General features: G+C 32.9%; 17 protein-coding genes. 3 read left to right on the forward strand and 14 right to left on the reverse strand.

The genetic code is table 11. From position 1 onward, the window contains the following. Window positions 1–57 precede the first annotated feature (57 nt). On the forward strand, window positions 58–921 hold the full coding sequence (locus ACNI3C_RS10725; protein ID WP_419769795.1) for a DnaJ C-terminal domain-containing protein: 864 nt from the start codon (window positions 58–60) through the stop codon (window positions 919–921). A 1-nt stretch (window position 922) separates the two neighbouring features. Continuing rightward, window positions 923–1,303 carry a heat shock protein transcriptional repressor HspR gene (locus ACNI3C_RS10730; protein WP_419769796.1) on the forward strand — a complete coding sequence of 127 codons (381 nt, stop codon included), beginning with the start codon at window positions 923–925 and terminating at the stop codon, window positions 1,301–1,303. Window positions 1,304–1,349: 46 nt separating this feature from the next. Here ACNI3C_RS10730 and ftsZ read toward each other — a convergent pair whose 3' ends face one another. The 5 genes from ftsZ to ACNI3C_RS10755 are packed head-to-tail and all read right to left on the reverse strand — an operon-like array spanning window position 1,350 to window position 8,036. Further along, on the reverse strand, window positions 1,350–2,453 hold the full coding sequence (gene ftsZ / locus ACNI3C_RS10735; RefSeq protein WP_419771459.1) for a cell division protein FtsZ: 1,104 nt from the start codon (window positions 2,451–2,453) through the stop codon (window positions 1,350–1,352). A gap of 44 nt (window positions 2,454–2,497) precedes the next feature. Continuing rightward, window positions 2,498–3,865, reverse strand: coding sequence for a cell division protein FtsA (ftsA, locus tag ACNI3C_RS10740; protein ID WP_419769797.1), 1,368 nt, complete (start codon window positions 3,863–3,865; stop codon window positions 2,498–2,500). Next, window positions 3,866–5,335, reverse strand: coding sequence for a peptidylprolyl isomerase (locus tag ACNI3C_RS10745; protein WP_419769798.1), 1,470 nt, complete (start codon window positions 5,333–5,335; stop codon window positions 3,866–3,868). A 53-nt stretch (window positions 5,336–5,388) separates the two neighbouring features. Beyond that, window positions 5,389–7,683 (reverse strand): AAA family ATPase, encoded by a 2,295-nt coding sequence (locus ACNI3C_RS10750; RefSeq protein ID WP_419769799.1) that lies wholly within the window; start codon window positions 7,681–7,683, stop codon window positions 5,389–5,391. Next, complete coding sequence (locus tag ACNI3C_RS10755; RefSeq protein WP_419769800.1) at window positions 7,683–8,036, reverse strand: hypothetical protein; 354 nt, start codon at window positions 8,034–8,036, stop codon at window positions 7,683–7,685. The genes ACNI3C_RS10750 and ACNI3C_RS10755 overlap by 1 nt, the downstream gene beginning before the upstream one ends. A 172-nt stretch (window positions 8,037–8,208) precedes the next feature. Between ACNI3C_RS10755 and ACNI3C_RS10760 the strand changes: the two genes are divergently transcribed. Then, window positions 8,209–9,333 carry a response regulator gene (locus tag ACNI3C_RS10760; RefSeq protein WP_419769801.1) on the forward strand — a complete coding sequence of 375 codons (1,125 nt, stop codon included), beginning with the start codon at window positions 8,209–8,211 and terminating at the stop codon, window positions 9,331–9,333. Window position 9,334: 1 nt separating this feature from the next. Here the strand turns inward: ACNI3C_RS10760 and ACNI3C_RS10765 are convergent, their stop codons facing one another. The 9 genes from ACNI3C_RS10765 to ACNI3C_RS10805 form a co-directional block, all read right to left on the reverse strand. Further along, window positions 9,335–11,998, reverse strand: coding sequence for an MlaD family protein (locus tag ACNI3C_RS10765; RefSeq protein WP_419769802.1), 2,664 nt, complete (start codon window positions 11,996–11,998; stop codon window positions 9,335–9,337). Further along, on the reverse strand, window positions 11,991–13,100 hold the full coding sequence (locus ACNI3C_RS10770; RefSeq protein WP_419769803.1) for a paraquat-inducible protein A: 1,110 nt from the start codon (window positions 13,098–13,100) through the stop codon (window positions 11,991–11,993). The genes ACNI3C_RS10765 and ACNI3C_RS10770 overlap by 8 nt, the downstream gene beginning before the upstream one ends. A gap of 2 nt (window positions 13,101–13,102) precedes the next feature. Further along, window positions 13,103–13,393 carry a hypothetical protein gene (locus ACNI3C_RS10775; protein WP_419769804.1) on the reverse strand — a complete coding sequence of 97 codons (291 nt, stop codon included), beginning with the start codon at window positions 13,391–13,393 and terminating at the stop codon, window positions 13,103–13,105. Between the two features lie 71 nt (window positions 13,394–13,464). After that, on the reverse strand, window positions 13,465–15,480 hold the full coding sequence (glyS, locus tag ACNI3C_RS10780; RefSeq protein WP_419769805.1) for a glycine--tRNA ligase subunit beta: 2,016 nt from the start codon (window positions 15,478–15,480) through the stop codon (window positions 13,465–13,467). After that, the gene (locus ACNI3C_RS10785) at window positions 15,458–15,625 is read right to left on the reverse strand and encodes a hypothetical protein (RefSeq protein ID WP_419769806.1); all 168 of its coding nucleotides are present in this window, start codon (window positions 15,623–15,625) and stop codon (window positions 15,458–15,460) included. Before ACNI3C_RS10785 ends, glyS begins: the two co-directional genes overlap by 23 nt. Window positions 15,626–15,712: 87 nt before the next feature. Beyond that, on the reverse strand, window positions 15,713–17,083 hold the full coding sequence (locus ACNI3C_RS10790; protein ID WP_419769807.1) for a sensor histidine kinase: 1,371 nt from the start codon (window positions 17,081–17,083) through the stop codon (window positions 15,713–15,715). Continuing rightward, window positions 17,076–17,750 carry a response regulator transcription factor gene (locus tag ACNI3C_RS10795; protein WP_419769808.1) on the reverse strand — a complete coding sequence of 225 codons (675 nt, stop codon included), beginning with the start codon at window positions 17,748–17,750 and terminating at the stop codon, window positions 17,076–17,078. Before ACNI3C_RS10795 ends, ACNI3C_RS10790 begins: the two co-directional genes overlap by 8 nt. A 27-nt stretch (window positions 17,751–17,777) precedes the next feature. After that, entirely contained in the window at window positions 17,778–18,557 is a 780-nt protein-coding gene (locus ACNI3C_RS10800) for a metallophosphoesterase (RefSeq protein WP_419769809.1), read from the reverse strand. Continuing rightward, window positions 18,547–19,008 carry a hypothetical protein gene (locus ACNI3C_RS10805; RefSeq protein ID WP_419769810.1) on the reverse strand — a complete coding sequence of 154 codons (462 nt, stop codon included), beginning with the start codon at window positions 19,006–19,008 and terminating at the stop codon, window positions 18,547–18,549. The genes ACNI3C_RS10800 and ACNI3C_RS10805 overlap by 11 nt, the downstream gene beginning before the upstream one ends.

The following is a 19,008-nucleotide window of genomic DNA, read 5'->3' on the forward strand; positions in this document are numbered from 1 at the left end:
ACTCAACTTTTGGATATAATATTTCATTAAAAATATATATTTATTATAGGAATAAAAATGGCAAAAAGTTTATATGAGACTTTAGAAGTAAGTGAAAATGCGACAGCAGATGAAATCAAAAAAGCTTACAGAAAATTAGCAAGAAAATATCATCCAGATGTCAACAAAGAGGCAGGTGCCGAAGATAAATTTAAAGAGATAAATGCAGCGTATGAGGTCTTAAGTGACAAAGAGAAAAAAATGCAATATGACCAGCATGGGGACTCTATGTTTGGTGGTCAAAATTTTCATGACTTTGCTCAAAGACAGGGACATAATGTTGATTTAGATGAAATCTTAAGACAGATGTTTGGTGGTGGTTCTGGATTTGGGGGGAACCCTTTTGGTGGAGGTTTTAGTGGACACAGCTTTGGTGGACCTGATTTGGATACACAAGCACAAATAACTGTTGCTTTTGATGTGGCTATTTTAGGTGGTAAACAACATATTACAATGAATTCTGAGAGTTTTGATATTAAAATTCCAGAGGGAATTAGCAGTGGACAAAAAATACGAGCAAAAGGCAAAGGAAAATCGTATCAGGGGCAAAGAGGTGATTTAATTATTACTGTTAATGTGGCCGCTTCACCTGAGTATGAAAGAGACGAATTTACTTTGACCAAATATTTTGATATTCCTTTAAAAACAGCACTCTTTGGGAATAAAGTATTGATTAAAACTTTGCATAAGGACATTACATTAAAAGTGCCACAAAATACCAAACAACACCAAAAATTCAGAGTTAAAGAGTTGGGTGTGTTAAACAGAAAAACAGGACTCAGAGGAGATTTATATCTTAAAGCCAATATTATTTTGCCTAAAATTGAAGATTTAGACGAAACTTTGGTAAAACAATTAGAAGAAAAATTACCGGAAAACTAAGATGGAACATAAAGCATACAATGAACCCGTTTATTTAATTTCAGCAGTGGCAGAAATTCTTACCATTCATCCACAAACACTCAGGCAATATGAGAGAGAGGGCTTAATTAAACCCTCTCGAACCAATGGAAAAATCAGACTCTATTCTCAAAGAGACATTGATAATATCAAAACGGTATTAACACTCACTCGGGATATGGGCATTAATTTAGCTGGAGTTGATTTGATTTTACAACTCAATAAAAAGATTGAAAAACTTGAGAACAATTTGGAAGAGTATAAAAATAAAGTCAGAGACTTTAACAATTATGGGGTTGTTCCCTCTTCAAAAGCATTGGTGATTAAAAAAAGTTCTTATGATATTGTCATTATAAAAGAGTAATCTCTTCTTTATACCTTATATGAGTATAAGATATAAAGAGGCAAGACTATTTAAGTCGGTATTGTACTTCGTAATTTCTCATTAACGGAGGAACATCCAGATAGTTCTCATTGTCAGGTGTCACTTTCCCTGTTTGAGCCGAAAAGTCATTGGAACTGTTCTCTTCATTAATTTCTGCATGTTGATTTTTAGACTCAAACCCTGTTGCTACAATGGTAATTTTAACTTCATCTTTTTCCAATGTTGGATCAGAAGTTGTTCCAAAAATAACTTCTGCATTTGAATCGATGGTATCATGAATTGCACCCATGACGTTATTAATGGCTAAAAGTGAAACTTGTGGGTGAATATTGAAGTGAATTAAAATACCTTTTGCTCCACTCAATGACATTTTATCCAGTAATGGAGAATCAATGGCGCTTTCAAGGGCTTTTATTGCGGCACCTTCTCCTTTTGCTCTTCCAATTCCCATGAGTGCCATGCCTTTATGTTGCATAATGGTTCTGACATCTGCGAAGTCGGTATTAATGTCTGAGTTACCTGGATTTAAAATGACTTCACTCATTCCATTAACGGCTTGGTACAAAATATTGTCAATAATTTTAAAGGCATCTTTCATTCCAATGTTTTCATCAATAATGTCTAAAAGCCTGTCATTTGGAATCACAATGATAGAATCACTCACTTTTTTAAGCTCTTCAAGACCTAAATTGGCAAGCCCTGCTCTTTTTTGACCTTCCCATGAAAAGGGTTTGGTCACGACAGAAACAGTTAAAGCACCCGCTTCTTTAGCTGCTTTTGCAATAATGGCTGCTGCTCCTGTTCCTGTACCACCCCCTAATCCAGCAGCAATAAAAACAATATCGGCTTTATCGATGGCATTTTTAATGTCTTCATAACTCTCAATGGCAGCGTCACGCCCAACTTCTGGCTTCATACCTGCCCCTAAACCTTTTGTCAGTTTGAGTCCCAGTTGAATTTTTTTAGGTGCTTTTGAAATATGCAGTACTTGTAAATCCGTATTTGCAGCAATTAGGTCAATTTTGTGGCTGCCTTCGTTGATCATATGATTGACCATATTGCAACCACCTCCACCAACTCCAATGACTGAAATTTTGGCAACATTATCTGAAAGTACTTGGTTTGGCATTTGCACTGTTATATCCTTAGCATCAAATAAATTATCATTACTCATTAAAACCACTCCGCAACTTTATTCCAGAATTTAGATACGCCTTTCGCTTTATCTTTTGTAGATATTCTTGGCAAAATATCTTGTTGTTTTTTATAATCAGCTAGATTTTCATTATTTGTTTTTATTTCGTTTGATTGTGGAATCGATTGTGAATTTCGAATCTCTTTTTTTTGTCTGAGTTTTTTATTTGAGTCCAACTCAAAATTAGGGTTACTGTCAAGCCCATAAAGCAATAAACCAACAATGGTCGCCATGGTTGGGTCATCAAAACTCATGTAACCATTTCGAATATTAATTGGATTGGCAATTTTTACGGGTATATTTTCAAAAATCTCTTGAGCAAGCTCTTTGATACCTGGCAGTTGACTCATTCCTCCTGTTATGACAATTCCAGCACCCAAAGAGTCCAATACCCCACTCTTTTTAATTTTCTCTTTGGCTAAAACTAAAATCTCTTCCACTCTTGCGTGAATTATGAGTTGAACCGAATCTAATGGCATCTCTTTTGTATTTTGTTCATCACCAATAACAGGTATTTTGACCTTTTTAATGTTGTTCTCTTCTTTGTCTAAAGAGGTAGAATTGAGTAAGTTGGCATATTGAATCTTTAAGGTTTCAGCTGCATTGGGTGGGGTATGTAATGTTACGGATAAATCGTTGGTGATATTGGCAGATCCAACAGGTAAAAAATCATTGTAAATGATTGATTTTCCTTTAAAACAGACAATATCTGTGGTACTTCCACCAATATCTAAAATTGCAGCCCCAAATCTTTTTTGTTGTTCATCTAAAACAGAAATTGCCGAAGCATAACCACTGAGAACAAAATTGCTTATTTCTAAATTTGAACTTTTAAGTGCAGATTTAATATTGGTCAAAGCTGTTTTTTTTGCCGTAACAATATAAACAGCAACTTCAAGTCGTGCACCGTTCATGTTTAATGGGTTATCAATAAGTTGTGAATCATCTACTTTAAAATAGATGGGCAAAACATGCACGACATCATATTCTGGAACGATGGTCGCATTATAAAGAGCCATTTGCAGCACTTGATTGATTTCAGTTTGTGTGATTTGTCCATTGGGAACGTTGACACTCCCCGCGCTTCTGACCCCTTTTGTGTATGCTGCAGATATGGAAACATAAGTAGAGTCAATGTTACTTGCTGTACCTTTGTTTACCCCATAAACGGCATCTTTTATCGCTTTTGATGCAACTTCAATATTGGTAATAAGTCCCTTGTTGATACCTTCACTTGTTTCAACACCTGTACCTAAAATATTTATTTTATTGTTTAAATCATTTTGAGCTATTACGGCAGTTATATTTGTTGAACCAATATCTATAGCTAAAATTGTATTACTCAATTATTTATCCTTTGACTCTTCTAAAGATGATTGAATTGTATATCTTGACTCTAAATCGTTGACCAAATTATTCATTAATTCGGCATTTTGTAAATTGTTAACCGATGATTTTACCGCTTCCAATTTGTTGTTATCAACAACCGCAAATTTTGAGTTGTTGATTTTGTATAAAACAATTTTGTTGGCCACATCAATTACCCCTTTAGGTTTTGATACTGCAAAAAGTTTATTTAAAAATTCTGCGCTTTCATTGCTGTTAAGATCTGGTATTTTGTTGATTGAACTTCTGTTCACGTATCCAATGTTTTCACCTTTAAAATTTTCAAGCATGGTTTGCGCTTTTTGTGCAATTTGAATCTGTTTTTGCATTGCCATAAAATCTTTGGTTACCATTGGAAGGGCGTCTTGATAAGAGAGTGCTTTGGCTTCAAACTTATCATTGACTCTTACAAGAAGATAGTTCTCTTCAAATAAAAATGGTTTTAAAAGCGCCCCTTTTGAAGCTGCTTCTATCTCTTTATTATTTTCTGGAGCATAGTTTAACTCATTGTCAAAAACGATGGCTTTGTTTTCCAGTGTAGCTTTACCTTTTTTAACATCCAAATAGGTTTTAAGTGCCTCCTTTTTTGTCTCTTTTAGGTTTATGGCTTTAATGATTTCCGCTTTGGCTTCTTCGATGGTCTTTAATTTTCCATCCTCTTTTTTAAAATCGTTTTTAAACTTTGAGTAGTAGCTTGTGATTTCATCTTCAGGAACTTCATTCTTAAGTAACGTGATAACTTTGGTTTCTAACTCGTATGAAGGTCTCGACATATAGTTGTTTTTATTTGTTTCCCAATACTTTTTCAGTTCATCTTGGTTGAGTGTTACTTGAACCATATTAGCGTCTAAAACCATAACATTGATGTTATCTTCTAAAAAGAGCAGTTGAGCAATGTTTTCAATCTCTTTATTTTGTGCTTGTGTTTGTAAAATGCTCTCCAATTTTCCCAATAACAGATTTCGTTTTAATGAGTTTTCAAACTCAATGGGATTGCTTTGATTTTGTAACAATACTTTGACATAAATATCTTTGTCAAATTTTCCATCTTTTTGGAATGCTTTGTATTTCATTACCTCTTTTGCTATATCTTCATTGGTTACATCTAACCCCAACTCATCGGCATACGATAAAAGAAGATTTTTTTGAAGCGTTAATTTATACGCAATATTTGATAAATTAAATTGTTTTGCCATCTCTTGTGTGAATTGACCTCCCAACATTTTTGAGTATTGGTCATACAAATTGCTGTACTCTCTTTGATATTCGTCCATCGAAATTTCTCGATCACCAACGACTGCAACCACACCACCTTTTTTGCCATACTCATAAGAACCCCAACCTACAAAACCTGCTCCAATAAAAGCTATTGTACTGATCCAAATTGTAATTACTAACCACTTCTTATGTCTTTGCATCCAAGTTATCATTGATATAATTCCTAATAATTTTTTATCTATAATACTGAAAATAATCTTTCAAGTTAGTTAAATTTTGCTTTAAGAAGGTCATTTATAACCGATTCTCGCTTGGTTGTCTCGATTCTTTTGCAAGCACTTTTAAAAGCATCATCTTCTCCTACAATATGACACATTTTCTTTGCTCTGGTAATGGCAGTGTAAAGCAGTTTTGTATTGTGCATGATGTAGTGAGAAAAGGTCATAGGTATGAGTGCATTTTCATACTCCATCCCTTGTGTTTTATGAATGGTCAGACAATATGCTAAACTTAAAAGTGAGTTGAGCATATCAAAATCATAAAAAACAACCATATCATCATTGGGGTACAAGACCACACATTTGTCATTCTCAAAATCGAGTTTGATTATCATGCCCAATTGCCCATTAAAAACTCTTTTTTCTAAAAATTCCAAAGAACCCGTTTTATACATCTGCATGGTTTGAGATTTCATGTTTTCATTTTTAATGTGGATGACTTTATCCATGAGTTTGTATTCATACAGTTTGGTCTGTTTTGATTTCTCTCTTGAAGAGTTAAAGAGTTTTTGAAGTTGCATATTGAGGTTTTCAACCCCTAAAATACCATTTTTCATTGGTGTGATAATTTGAAAAAGAGTCAAGGCTTTTGCGATTTCTTTGTTTTTAATGAGGCCATATAAATCTTTAATATAAGAGCTTGAAATGTCTAAAATGGTGTGCAATATTCTTTGAGTGTTTTCAACGCGTAAATTTGAAAAATCTTGTGCAGAAGCACCATTTTTAGCTGCATAGTAGTTTGATATTGAGATATCATGAAAACGAAAATCGTCATACTCTTCTTTATATTGAGGAATTTCACCTTGTCGTATATCATTGGCAATGACGGCTATGGCTTGATGCTCATTTTGTCGATATATTTTTGTCAGTTTACAAATGGGAGCCAGCGAGTATTTGATGGCATCATGAAGAATGTTTCCCGCACCAATAGCTGGAAGTTGTCCATCGTCCCCTACAATAATAAAAATGGTTTGTGGATGGATTTTTGAAATGATTTGATAAAAAGTAACACTGTTAACCATCGAAGCTTCATCCAACAAGATGACCTTATGAGGGAAATACTCTTTGTCTTTATATTGTACTAATAAGGATTGTATGGTAGCACTTTTATAGCCTGTGGTATCGGCAATTCGTTGAGAAGCAATTCCGCTTAACGCAATGGTAATAATGTCATCGTAAAGAACAATCTCTTGCAAAAGTTCCAGTATTGCACGGCTTGAAGTTGACTTCCCTGTTCCTGCATAACCAATGAGAAAAAGGGTATTGCTTCCATTATTAATGATTTCAACAGCATCGGATTGTTCGGGACTGAGATTAAATCCTAAGGTTTTCTCTTTCTCATTTAAATAGTGTTTAAAATTGGCAATGATTTTTTTATTGGGCAACTCTTCGGCTCTGTTTTGAAAGAATTCCAATATTCTGCTTTCAGCAAAATAGAGCATTGCGGGGGAGTATCTGTCCAGTGTGGTTTGGTAAATCTCTTCTTTGACAAGCATTTGATTTAAGCACGATTCATAGAGTATGGTTTCATCTTGAAAGCCCAACGCAGCATCTAAAAGTTTGTAGAGATGCTCTTTATTAATAGAAGAGTTGCCATTGTTATCACAATACTCTCTTAAGGTGTAGTTCATACAAGCAGTTATTCTAAAATCACTCTTACTGTTTATGCCCAAAGCTAGGGCAATTTCATCGGCACGTTTAAAACCAATACCTTTGATTTGTATCAAGATATATGGGTTCTCTTTTATTTTGCCAATCAAATCATCGACTTCACCAAAAGTGGCATAAATTTTGGTGATTAAATTGCTTGTTACTCCAAATTTTGATAAAAATGATCCTAATTCGCGGAGATGTTTGAATTTTTGCCATGAATCCACAATGGTTTTTAACTTTTTCTCTTTGATGCCTTTAAACGTAAGCAGTTCATTGGGATTTTTGTTTAAGATTTCTACGAGTTCATCTTCAGAATATTTTTCTAAGAGTTCATGCGCGGAGTTTTTGCTGATACCTTTTACAATTTTAGTTAAAAAGAAAAAGAGTTCAGCCTCTTTTAATTGCAGTGATTCAAATGCGAATTGAACACCATATTTTTTGTGTGTAATCCAATTGCCACTTAAAACAATCTCTTCTCCAACTATTTTTTCAATGTCCGTATCGAAATATTGTCCGCAAATTTTTTGATTGTTTTCTAAGACAGCAATGCAATATTTTGTTTCATTATTGGAGAATAAAACTTTTTTTAAGACACCCGATAGCTTAAATACTCTGTTTTCTTCTTCCATTAATACTCGTCATCAAATTTTTTGCTTTTATGTTTCTCTTTTTTATAGACACCTTTATTTTTCTCTTTTTGTAAAAGGTTGGCATCTTTTAGGAGCATTTCTCGTTCGTTTTCAAAGTTGTTTGAGTGATTATTTAAACTGCTTAAAACGCTGTCGATATAGTTTTTTAACGCCACTAAATAGTTTGAATGAAGATCAACGGCTTCTGTTTTTTTGAGTTCTTCAAAGTTTTTAAGTGTTCTTTGTTTATAAAGTTCAAAATCAAAATTATCCAATTTCAGTAATGAGATATTTCTTTTAAAGAATTTTTCTAAAACTCTTATATATTTTATTCTTTTTGCTTTTTCGTGCATGTAATTACGTGATTCCATTATATTTTCAAGATTTTCGATTCTGTTTTAAATCATTACTCTTTTATTCTCTTTGTTGAGGCATTGTAACCAATTTATAGTTATGATTTAATTTATATCATGCTTTTATGTGAATATTTGTTATAATTATTATAGATATAGATTCGGAGAATAAATGAAAAACACAAATGAGCTCAAAAAGCTCGCAAGTAATTTGTCCATATTGGTTGTTGAAAATGATCCAAGCACACAAAAAGAGTTGATGGAGTATTTTAAAAAATTATTTAAAAATATTTATGAAGCAAGTGATGGTATGGCGGGTTTAGAACTTTATAAAAAAGAGACTCCTTCTGTTATTTTAACCAATTTAGAATTGCCTAAAATGACAGGTCAACAAATGATTACTAACATAAAAAAAATCGATCAATTTGCACCAATAATTGTGATCTCTTCCAAAACAGACAGTGAAACGCTTTTGGAATCTATCCATTTGGGTATTACCGATTTCGTTCCTCAACCCCTTGAGTATAAACTTTTGGACAATGCGTTAATTGCTGCCATTCAACTTTCACAAATTAAACATACTCAAGAGTCCAAAGAACTTTTAGAGGAGAGCCCTTTTGAGGCACTCGAAGCGCTCAAAAAAAGCAACAGTACCGTTCAACTTATCAGTACGTATAAAGGTATTCCTATTATTCATAAAGGAACCATTGTGGATACGTACAATGATTGTATAGAGATTCAAACGCGCTTTATGCAAATTAAGGCCATTGAGTTTAACAAATCCACTATTTTAGAGTCAACACTTTTGCCTAATGATATAGAGGCTTCATTGGTTGATTTAGATACCGAGAATGGTCAAGTGGTTTTGAGCCACTTTAAATATTTGGACTACACTCCTAAAAGACGAAAAAATGCCCGTCTTGAACCCTCTGATGACATGAAACTTATGGCATACAGAAAAGGTGGTTCAAAATTAAATATTGCATTAAAAGATATTTCATTAAGTAACTTAACTTTCGAAATCAAACATTTACCTGATTTTTTTAAAGAGGGTGTCGTGCTTGATTTGAAGATTGCTTTTGCTATTCCAGAGTCTGATTTGGCCTACTATATTGATAAACTCTGCATCATAAATTTTCAAGGGAAAATATTAAAAATACATCCTATAAATGACATCTTTATTGTAAGTGTAGAGTTTGAAATACCAAAAATCAAAGAGGATCTTTTTAATAAATATCTTTACAACAGAGAGATAGAGTTAATCAGTGAATTTAAACGGTATGCTTCAAAAAAATAAGTCACTTTAAATCAATCATCGGATTATACTCTAACCAACGGCTCTTGGGCTCTTTATATAAAGGAAAGGTTGCATTGTTTTGAACCTTTTTACTGGGCTCTTCAGGGGTATTAAATGCAATCCCTCCTTTAATAACAGTGCTTAATGAGTCGGCTTGGATGGTTGCTCCAAAGAGTGAAACATCCACATTGATTCCACTGATATTATAAAATTTACTCTTCTCTTGCACCAGATTTTTATATTTGTCATAAATAAAGATTGAGATTAAAATATGTTGAGAATCATTGCTTAAATCTAAAGATTCAACATCACCCACTTTGATTTTTTTATAATAAACATAGGAACCTTCAGTGATAGAGTATGTTGAGTCTGAAATAAGTGTCAGTTTCAATCCCTTTTGCATTTGACTTATTTCTGGTTTTTCAGCATAGCCCACAAAGTGGTCTGAGACAGCTCCTTGCCCTTTTGTTGCCATTTGAATATATGAACCGGAAACAATGGTGTCCAACCCTTCTACTCCCTCTAAAGAGATATTGGGTTTAACCACATAAAAAATGGTATCACTTAAGGCTAACGATTTGTATTGACCAAAAAGATACCCTTTTGCTTCAAGTGTATTTAAATCTTCTTTTAAGGCAATATCAGTAATTTTACCCACTTTGATGCCTTTATAAAGAATATCAACATCATTGTGTTTTAAACCATCAATGTTTTTAAAATTGACCGTGATACTGTATTTGTCAAAAGGTAAAGCATTAAAACCTTTATAGAGTTTATATTCATAGGGTTTTTTAATGCTTTTATCTTCTTCATCAAAGTCATTATTTAAGACCACTGAACCATTAATAAGGGTTTCAAGTGAGCCGATGTCCAGTTTGAGTCCATTGAGATTAAAATCAATATTAATGGCATCTTTGAAGTAAAATTTACTTCGATGGGTAAGCAAATTCTTGTATTGATTCTCAATAAAAAGCGTTGCATAAGGCGTAGAGGTTGAGAGGGTATATTCTTGAACAAAGCCTATGGTTGTTTTATTAAAAACAATAGGCATTCCGACAGTTGGAAGAATATTTTTATCCAATTGTACATTGACACGATACCCCTCTTTTAATCTGTTTTGTGCGGTTAATACATCAAAATAACTCTCATGAACATAATAGGATTTATTCTTCTCTAAGGCTTTATTTGAAGGGGTGTATATAAGCGCGATTCCACCAAAGATAAAAGGTTTAAAGCCTTCAAAATTGAACTTATAGTTTAATCCTTGTGATTCAATCAAAGGGGTGGTCATCACATAAAAAAGTGTTTTGTCATTTAATAAATGTTTGTATTTTTTGTCGATGCCAATATGAATATCGACTTCATCAAATTTTTCAGGAAAGCTGTAACTCAGTATTTCACCAATGGCAATATTTTTAAAATATATTTTACTGCCTATTTCTAAATTGTAAAACTTGTTGCTTTTCAATGAAAGTTGGATCAACTCTTTTTCAAAAGCTTTTTTATATGAATTATAGAGTTGGAAGCTGTCAGATTTATCCCCTTTTTTAGGTTCAACGGAGATAAAACTGCCTGTTACAATGGTTTTTGAATTTTTGATTTCAAAATCATCTATAGAAGCAGATACCTTGAAAAATTTACTCTTTTTGGTTAAAAAATCTTTATATTTGTTATAGATATAGGCTTTGGCTTGAATGACATTTTTATTAAAAGAGATGTTTTCAATTTGTCCAATGACAATACCCTTATAATTAATGGTAGTATTGGTTGAAATATCTGTGGCATCATCTATATTCAGCGTAAAATACTCCAGCTTGTCATTGCTTTGTAAAATATCTTTGTAGAGTCTGAATTGATCTGAATTTTTTGATGTGTTTAAACTCATATCTGTCGTATTAAATCCAATGCCACCACTGATGAGTGAAGTCAATGAGTCAATACTGACATCTATGCCTTTTTGAAAGTTTGCATTGAGTTTTAAAGCATCAAGTTTATAAAATTTGGTTGAACTGTTGATTAAATGTTTGTATTTATTGTCGATGTTGAGATAAATTTTTACCCCATTTTCTAATAACTGCGTTCCCGTAACTTTCCCTGTTTGAATCTTTTTATATAAAATGGGTGTTCCCACATTAATATCGAAGAGTGAATCTGAGATGAGTGTTATATTTAAGCCCTCTTCCTCAAAAAACTTTTGTGGTTTTTCACTGAAGCCTTTAAAAACATATTGTGTTTTAAGTAAAGCCAGTTTCTCTCGGCTGATACTGGGTGGTCGAGCTTCAATGTAGACTCCATTAAATACCGTTGTTAAGTTTGAAATTTCACTCACACTGATTTTAGGCTGAACAATCCAAAACTCGGTGCCCTCTTTTGCAATCAAATCTGCCACATCTTTTTTGATTTTAATATGAGCATTGACACTGGTTAAATCTTTTCCTATGGCAATTTTAGTCACTTTTCCCAGATCAAATCCTTTGTATTTAACCAGTGTTTTCCCCTCTTTTAAATCAATGCCTTGTGTAAAATTAACAATAATCTCCACGCCTGATTGAGTGATATTTTTGTAAATAAGCCAAGATGTTGCTAAAAGTGCAATAAGAGGAATAATAAAAGGCAATTGGCTTTTTCTTTTATTTTTTATGGCTTTGATTGTTTCGTTATTCATTGTTATTCCAAATTAATTTAGTATCAAAAGTTGCTGTTGCCAGCATGGTGGTTAAGACAACAGTGGTAAAATATACGCTGGCGAGTCCTGGTTCAATATACGCAACACTTTCAGACTTTACTACTGCGCAAAGTATTCCCATCATGTAAATATCTAAAATAGACCACTTCCCGATGCTTTCAATAAATCGATAAAGTCTTAATTTCATTATTTTATTACGATAAAAGTTAAATCTTATTGATAGCAGTAAAAAAAGCATGCCAAGCAGCTTAAACAAAGGAATAATAATGCTTGCCACAAAAACAACAATGGCAACCAAATACATATCTGAATCAATCAGTGATATGACACCAGAAAGAATGGTATCTGGAGTAATGTCTCCAAATTTTGAGATGTTCATCATGGTTAAAATATTCGCTGGAATATAAAGAATCAATCCCGTAAAAACAAGTGCCAATGAAATGTTGTAAGATTCGGGTATTTTTTTCTCGAACTTATATATCTTGGTGAAATGCAGCGTTTTATTGGAAAAATAATAACATACAATATAGGCAATAAAAAAATAAAAAGAGGTATTAAAATAGACATCTGAAATATCTGCAAGTTTGATATATGCCACAACAAAAGCCAAAAGATAGACTTCTACTAAACTGACTGTTTTAATAAAAAGAAAAAATTTATACAAACTTCTTTTTTGAAAAAAATAAAGACCATAGCTATTCTGCAGATAAATAAGCAGAATTAATACTGAATTAATCAAAGGGAAAACAATGGCACTTAATACGATAACAAGTGCCAATAAGTAGTACTCTAAGTTGTATAAAACAAGGGCACTTTCAAAAATAGTGGTGGTGTATTGTGCCCCTACAAGTTCAAAAGTAAGGACAGGATAAAGTTGTGCGGGTATAAATAAAATCAAAGCAGCAAGAGCAAAACATAAAGATTTGTACAGATTGTTTTCATTGTATTTTTCATACAACGTTGAATGGCATCTTCCACACAAAACTTTGGTACTCTCTTCTATGGGAATATTTTCATTTCGCATACCGCAACGGTGACATAAAATGAACTTTCTGTCTGTAATTGTTTTTTGATAGTGCAAAATTAATTCTTGTTGATGTAATTTAAATAAATGGAAGCCAGTGCAAAATTATTGAGTTCTTGATTGTTTTTATGGATAGCGTGTTGAATCATGATGCAGGTATTTTTGTTGATACTGGTCGGATTAACAATATAAAGTTGCATGCATATAATTCCAGCATCGGCTAAATAGTTATTTTCATGATTTAACGAACTGATCTCTTCTAATTGTTTATATAAAAGATTGGAGATAAGAGTTACAATGGTAAGGGATACAATCAGTGAGTAAAAAACTCTTTTAAAAAAAACTTTCATATGATATTGTAGTATATTTTAGCTTTTTTAGGAAGAAAAAGGAGTAAAGCTTTAACGCTTTACTCTCAAAATTATATGGTAATCTCTTTTATATCTGCAATTTTCTTAAATGCTTGATAAACCAATCCAATTAAATTTTTTCTGTTGGTTTTGATATTGAGATTTTCATGATTGACAAAAACTTTATCAAAAAATTCATCCAACAGTGGTTTGAGTCCAAACAGAGCTTCAAGCTCTTCATCATAGGTTAAATACTCTTTTGAAACGACGTTAAGATAGTTGTTATAAAGATTCTCTTCTGCATCCTCTTCAAAAAGCTCTTGATTGATCTCTAAGATTGAGTTGGTATCAATATCTGTCACAATGTTTGCAACCCGTTTAAAACTTGCACTGTACTCTTTAAAGTCATCGCTTAAGACAATTGGATTTAACGCACACAGTTTTTGGCTGATGTTATAAATATCGCCCTCACCGCTTCCTAAAACTGCTTTTAAAACCGATGGATTAACATCAAATATTTTAAAGAGTCTTTCATTGAAAAATTCAATGATTTGTGATGGATTTAAGTTAGGATAATTCACACTCAACTCTGAGATGACTTTGCTGATGTCAAGTGAAAGTTTGTGCTCAATGGCAATTTTTACAATACCTGCAGCTGCTCTTCTCAGTCCAAATGGATCTTTAGAACCCGTTGGAATTTTCCCTACACTGAACAATCCCATTAAATTATCAATTTTATATGAAAGTGCTACAATGCTTGAAAAGATATTTGATGGCAACTCAGAGTCTTCCCCATCTGGAAGGTATTGCTCTTTTAATGCCGTGTATAGAAGTTTGTCTTCATTGGCTGCTTTGGCATAGTAGTATCCCATCAATCCTTGAAGTTCTGTAAATTCATACACCATTTCAGAGAGTAAGTCTGCTTTTGAAAGCATGACGGTTCTTTTAAGAAGTTCAAGCTCTTTAATACCAAAAAGTTGACCAAGATGGTTTGCAATTAAAGCTTCTCTTTCACATTTATCGTACATAGAACCCAAACCTTCAACAAAAACAAGTGTTTTTAAGGCTTCGTTTTGCAATCCTTTGCTCAAGTCATTTTTGTAAAAAAACATTGCATCGGCCAATCTTGGTCGCAATACCTTTTCATTTCCCGCAATAATATGAGAAAAGTCGTCTGTTTTTGAGTTTGAAACCACAATAAAATGATTGGTTAATTTTCCCTTTTTATAAACAGCAAAATATCGTTGATGCTCTTTCATTGAAGTAACAATAACCTCTTCTGGTAAAGTTAAAAACTCTTCGTCAAACTTTCCTAAAAGTGCGCTTGGGTACTCAGTAATGGCAACAACCTCTTCTAAAAGTTCTTCATCAATCTCAATTTTAAGCCCATTGTCTTTTTCAATTTTTGCCATTTGCTCTAAAATGATTTTTTTTCGCTCTTGTGGGTATAAAATAACCCCTTGTTTATCCAATTTACAGAAATAATCTCCTGAATACTCAAAAGTAAATGGTTCATATGAGACCATTCTATGAGGGAAAGAGAAGTTATTTGAAGCAATTCCAAAGAGTTCAGCCTCAACAAGCTCTTCTCCTAACATAACAGACAAAGAGCGAATTGGTCGAATAAATGAGTCGCTTCTGCTTCCCCATCTCATCGATTTTCCAAAATTGAGTGATTGCATGAATTCATTGATCATTTGATTTAAAAGCACTTTAGAAAACGTACCTTTTAACTCTTGTTTAAAATAAAGCACTTCCCCTTTGCCTTTATTTATTGAAGAAATTTCTTCAATTGAGACTCCACATTTTTTAGCAAAACTCAAAGCGGCTCCTGTGGGTTCACCATTTTTATATGCAATAGCAATAGGAGCACCCAATTGTTCAACAACAGAGTCCTCTTGTTTGACTTGGAACTCCCTGTGCCATAACACCAATCTTCTTGGTGTATAAAAAAAATCAAACTCACTGACCAATTTATATTTTTCTAAAATATCTGTCCATTTTTTTTCAATATTTGGCAACTCTTTTAAAAATGGAATTGCAGGTAACTCTTCAACACCAATTTCAATAAGCAGTGGTTTCGTCATCTTTTTTTTCCTCGTTTTTCATTTTTTCATTTTCAGCTAACTTATTTTTATGTTTCTCTATTTGTTGTCGATTAAAGCCAATAATAAACATGGCAATCATCCATACAAAAAAGAGCAAAATTATTATGTCCAATATCTCTTTCATTTTATTCCAATAAGTTATTTTAATTTAAGGTGGGTATTTTAGCCTAGATAGGCTTATTTTATACTAATAAGCTTATTGAATTTTGGATTAAGGGAAGAAGAGTTCAAAGGTTGTTCCCACGTTTTTTTTACTGTGTAAAACGATTTGGGCTTGGTGCAAATCGATGATTCTTTTGACAATTGCCATACCAAGACCAGTACCTCCACTGTTTTTATTCCTGCTTTGGTCAATTCTGTAAAATTTTTCAAAGATTTTTTCTTGTTGATTCTTTTCTATCCCCACACCAAAATCTTGAATTTTTATGAGCGTATGAGAGGCTTGTTTTTCGATGTTTATGTGCACACTTGAATGCGATGGACTGTAATAAATGGCGTTTTCAAGTAAGTTTTTAAGTGCAATTTTCAGCAGCGATTCATACCCTTGAATAGTGGTTTCATCTTTACTGTGTAAAAGCAGATTCACCTCTTTGGATTTGGCCAATTTCCCCATCTCTAGTACAACAGATTCACAAAGTGTTTTCGTATTGATTGTATCTTTGGGCAACTTTTTTATGTCCGTATCGGGTTTTGCTAAGAAAAAGAGATTTTCTATTGTTTTTTGTATGATTAATATTTCATCCAAGCAGCTTTGGATGGTCTGTTCATACTCATTTGTGGTTCGTTGTCGTCTTAATGCGACTTCAAGTTCTCCTCGAATAATGGTTAAGGGGGTTTTGAGTTCGTGTGAAGCATCACTTGAAAATTGAGATACTTTTTCAAAAGAGTGTTCCAGTCGTTCTAAAAGATTATTGATTTCTTTTGAAAGTTCCGAAATTTCATCTTTATTATCTTGAGTTTTGATTCTTTGAGACAAATCTTTTGCTTTGATTCTTTTAATATCTTTGAGTAAATTTTCAATGGGTAAAAAAGATTTATAGACAATAAAGTTTCCACCTACTATGGAAAGAATTATTACAATAGGGAGTAAAAACAGAATAATTAAAGTGAGATTTTCAAGTGTTTTATTGAGCGTTTCATGCGTGCTTAAAGCTTGAATGATTAAAATATTTTTGTTCTCTTTAATCTTTATCTCTCCCATTACAAAGTTATCTGAAGATTCAAAATACATTTTATTCATTTTATAAGAGGAAACTTTTTTGTAGTCACTTTCTATCAAATAAGGCCTTTTGTCCTCTCTTATGATCTCTATTTTTTGTTTTTGAGTATCTATTTTGTAAATGGTCAAATAAAGAGGTTTTATTTCAAACTCATGCTCTTCATCCAAAGGAGCATTGGCCAAACTGTATTTTTCGATGTCATCTACGACATCAAGCAGAATGACTTTTAAATTGGATTCAACTTTGTCTTGGGCACTTTTTTTAAGTGTAGAGTATAAGGCGTAACTGAATATCAACAAAATAATGGTTTGCACCACCAAATAATAAAAAAGCAACTTCCCTTTTATGCTTCTGTTATTCATCTTCACTGCTCATTTTAAAGCCTATACCTCGGATGGTTTTAATTAACTTCTTTTTGTAGGGTTTATCAATTTTATTTCGCAATCTGTAGATAAAAACATTGACCACATTGCTCATATTTGACTCATTAAGATTGCTCAAAGAGGAGTTTATCATGGTTTCTGACAAAACTTTATTCTCATTACGCATGAGAAATTCAAGCAATGAAAGCTCTTTGGCAGTTAAGGCAATATTCTGCCCTGCTCTTTGAACACTTTTAGTGAGCAAATTGAGTTTTAAATCATCTATGGTAAGTTCATTTTGTTGAATATTTTTTTCTCTGAGTTGTACACGGATACGTGCAAGCAGTTCAGCAAAAGAGAAAGGTTTTGGTAGGTAATCATTTGCACCTGCATTTAAGCCTGTGATTTTGTCATCAATACTCTCTTTGGCACTGAGCATAATAATGGGTGTGTGAACATGTGAAGCACGAAGCTGTTTGCACACTTCTAAGCCATTTAATTTAGGCAGCATGATGTCTAAAATAATCAAATCATACACATTCACTTGTGCCAAATAAAGTCCTTCATCGCCTTGATAACTGGTATCAACACTGTAGAGTTCTTCTTCAAGCCCTTTTTTTAAGAAATTTGATATTTTTTCATCGTCTTCAATCAGTAATATTTTCATCTGTCCCACATTTATCTTAAAGTATTGTTATTCTACACTCTTTTCATTTGTAACTAATTTAAGCAAGGCAATTTCACTTGAAGCAAAAAAACGATACCCAATTCCCCATGTTCCAACTCCTTTATTGACATAAATAGCTGTGCTGTTTTTGTAGTGTAATCCACTTAAATAGGGTTGTACCAGCTTGACCAAAAGATGAAAAGGGAATATTTGCCCACCGTGCGTATGACCACATAAAAAAAGTGACGCCTTGCATTGCAGTGCAAATTCAATATCTTTGGGTTGATGGGCCAAAAAAACAGTGGGTAAAGCGAGTTGATTGATTGTGTCTATTAACACTTTTTCTTTACGTTTGATATTAAAAAATTTAGAAAAGCGGTCACTCAATCCTGCCAGACAAAAGCGTTGATGGTTGTGTGAAAGTATAACAAAGTCATTATCTAAGCAAATAAAACCAAAACTGTTGAGTCTGTTTTTTAAAGAGTTTAGTCCATAAAAAAGATCATGATTCCCACTGATATAAAAACTCTGTTTTTTTATATTTTTCAAAACATTGAGTTTGTCTTCTATATTTGAAGTTTTTATATCAATAATATCCCCCGTAATAACAACAAATTGGGCATCACTTTGGTTAATAACGGCAACCAAATTGTTTAAGCTTTCAAATGGGGTTGATTTGTCAATGTGTAAATCACTGATATGCAAAATTTTTAAACCATTTAAGGTGGTGTTCTCACCTTTTAAGCCAACAGCAATCTCTTTTGCTTTTGGCTTAAAATTTGAAGTTTCAAAAATGCTACTTTTCAATGAATGCCTTTAACTCTTCCTCATTTTTGATAAATTCAATGGATTGAACCACTGAATTTTTGATGCTCAGTAATGTTATCTCCCCCTCATGAGAAGGGAACATGGTGTTGTCTTCGTTGTAAATGAGTAAGATGGTATGTTTATACTTTTTCATTTTAGGCAAAGCAAAAAGCTTGGTAATAATTGAGGGCATACCACTGATATTTGCAATAAAAGTTGCATTGTGTGTTGTTAAATAGTTTTTATCTTTTTGAGATAAAAACTCATTAACAAGTTTGCCTGTACCTTTTTCAAATGAAACTATTACTTTGTTGTTGAGAGTATTAAGCTCATGAATGTTGTCAAATTGATCTGAAAAGTTTAATACACTTTCAAGTTTATCCCCTGTTTTTAGGGGATTTGCTAATAAAGAGAGTGATACTACAAGAAAGAGTAAAAGTATTTTTTTCAT

The sequence above is a fragment of the Marinarcus sediminis (SeqCode) genome, assembly GCF_048571275.1.
Lineage (GTDB): Bacteria > Campylobacterota > Campylobacteria > Campylobacterales > Arcobacteraceae > Marinarcus > Marinarcus sediminis.

Bases quoted from the DNA above. Each gene is read 5' to 3' on its own strand.
- ACNI3C_RS10725 (WP_419769795.1), top strand. From the start codon at position 58: ATGGCAAAAAGTTTATATGAGACTTTAGAAGTAAGTGAAAATGCGACA.
- ACNI3C_RS10730 (WP_419769796.1), top strand. From the start codon at position 923: ATGGAACATAAAGCATACAATGAACCCGTTTATTTAATTTCAGCAGTG.
- ftsZ (WP_419771459.1), bottom strand. From the start codon at position 2,453: ATGCCAAACCAAGTACTTTCAGATAATGTTGCCAAAATTTCAGTCATT.
- ACNI3C_RS10745 (WP_419769798.1), bottom strand. From the start codon at position 5,335: ATGATAACTTGGATGCAAAGACATAAGAAGTGGTTAGTAATTACAATT.
- ACNI3C_RS10750 (WP_419769799.1), bottom strand. From the start codon at position 7,683: ATGGAAGAAGAAAACAGAGTATTTAAGCTATCGGGTGTCTTAAAAAAA.
- ACNI3C_RS10755 (WP_419769800.1), bottom strand. From the start codon at position 8,036: ATGCACGAAAAAGCAAAAAGAATAAAATATATAAGAGTTTTAGAAAAA.
- ACNI3C_RS10760 (WP_419769801.1), top strand. From the start codon at position 8,209: ATGAAAAACACAAATGAGCTCAAAAAGCTCGCAAGTAATTTGTCCATA.
- ACNI3C_RS10765 (WP_419769802.1), bottom strand. From the start codon at position 11,998: ATGAATAACGAAACAATCAAAGCCATAAAAAATAAAAGAAAAAGCCAA.
- ACNI3C_RS10775 (WP_419769804.1), bottom strand. From the start codon at position 13,393: ATGAAAGTTTTTTTTAAAAGAGTTTTTTACTCACTGATTGTATCCCTT.
- glyS (WP_419769805.1), bottom strand. From the start codon at position 15,480: ATGACGAAACCACTGCTTATTGAAATTGGTGTTGAAGAGTTACCTGCA.
- ACNI3C_RS10785 (WP_419769806.1), bottom strand. From the start codon at position 15,625: ATGAAAGAGATATTGGACATAATAATTTTGCTCTTTTTTGTATGGATG.
- ACNI3C_RS10790 (WP_419769807.1), bottom strand. From the start codon at position 17,083: ATGAATAACAGAAGCATAAAAGGGAAGTTGCTTTTTTATTATTTGGTG.
- ACNI3C_RS10795 (WP_419769808.1), bottom strand. From the start codon at position 17,750: ATGAAAATATTACTGATTGAAGACGATGAAAAAATATCAAATTTCTTA.
- ACNI3C_RS10805 (WP_419769810.1), bottom strand. From the start codon at position 19,008: ATGAAAAAAATACTTTTACTCTTTCTTGTAGTATCACTCTCTTTATTA.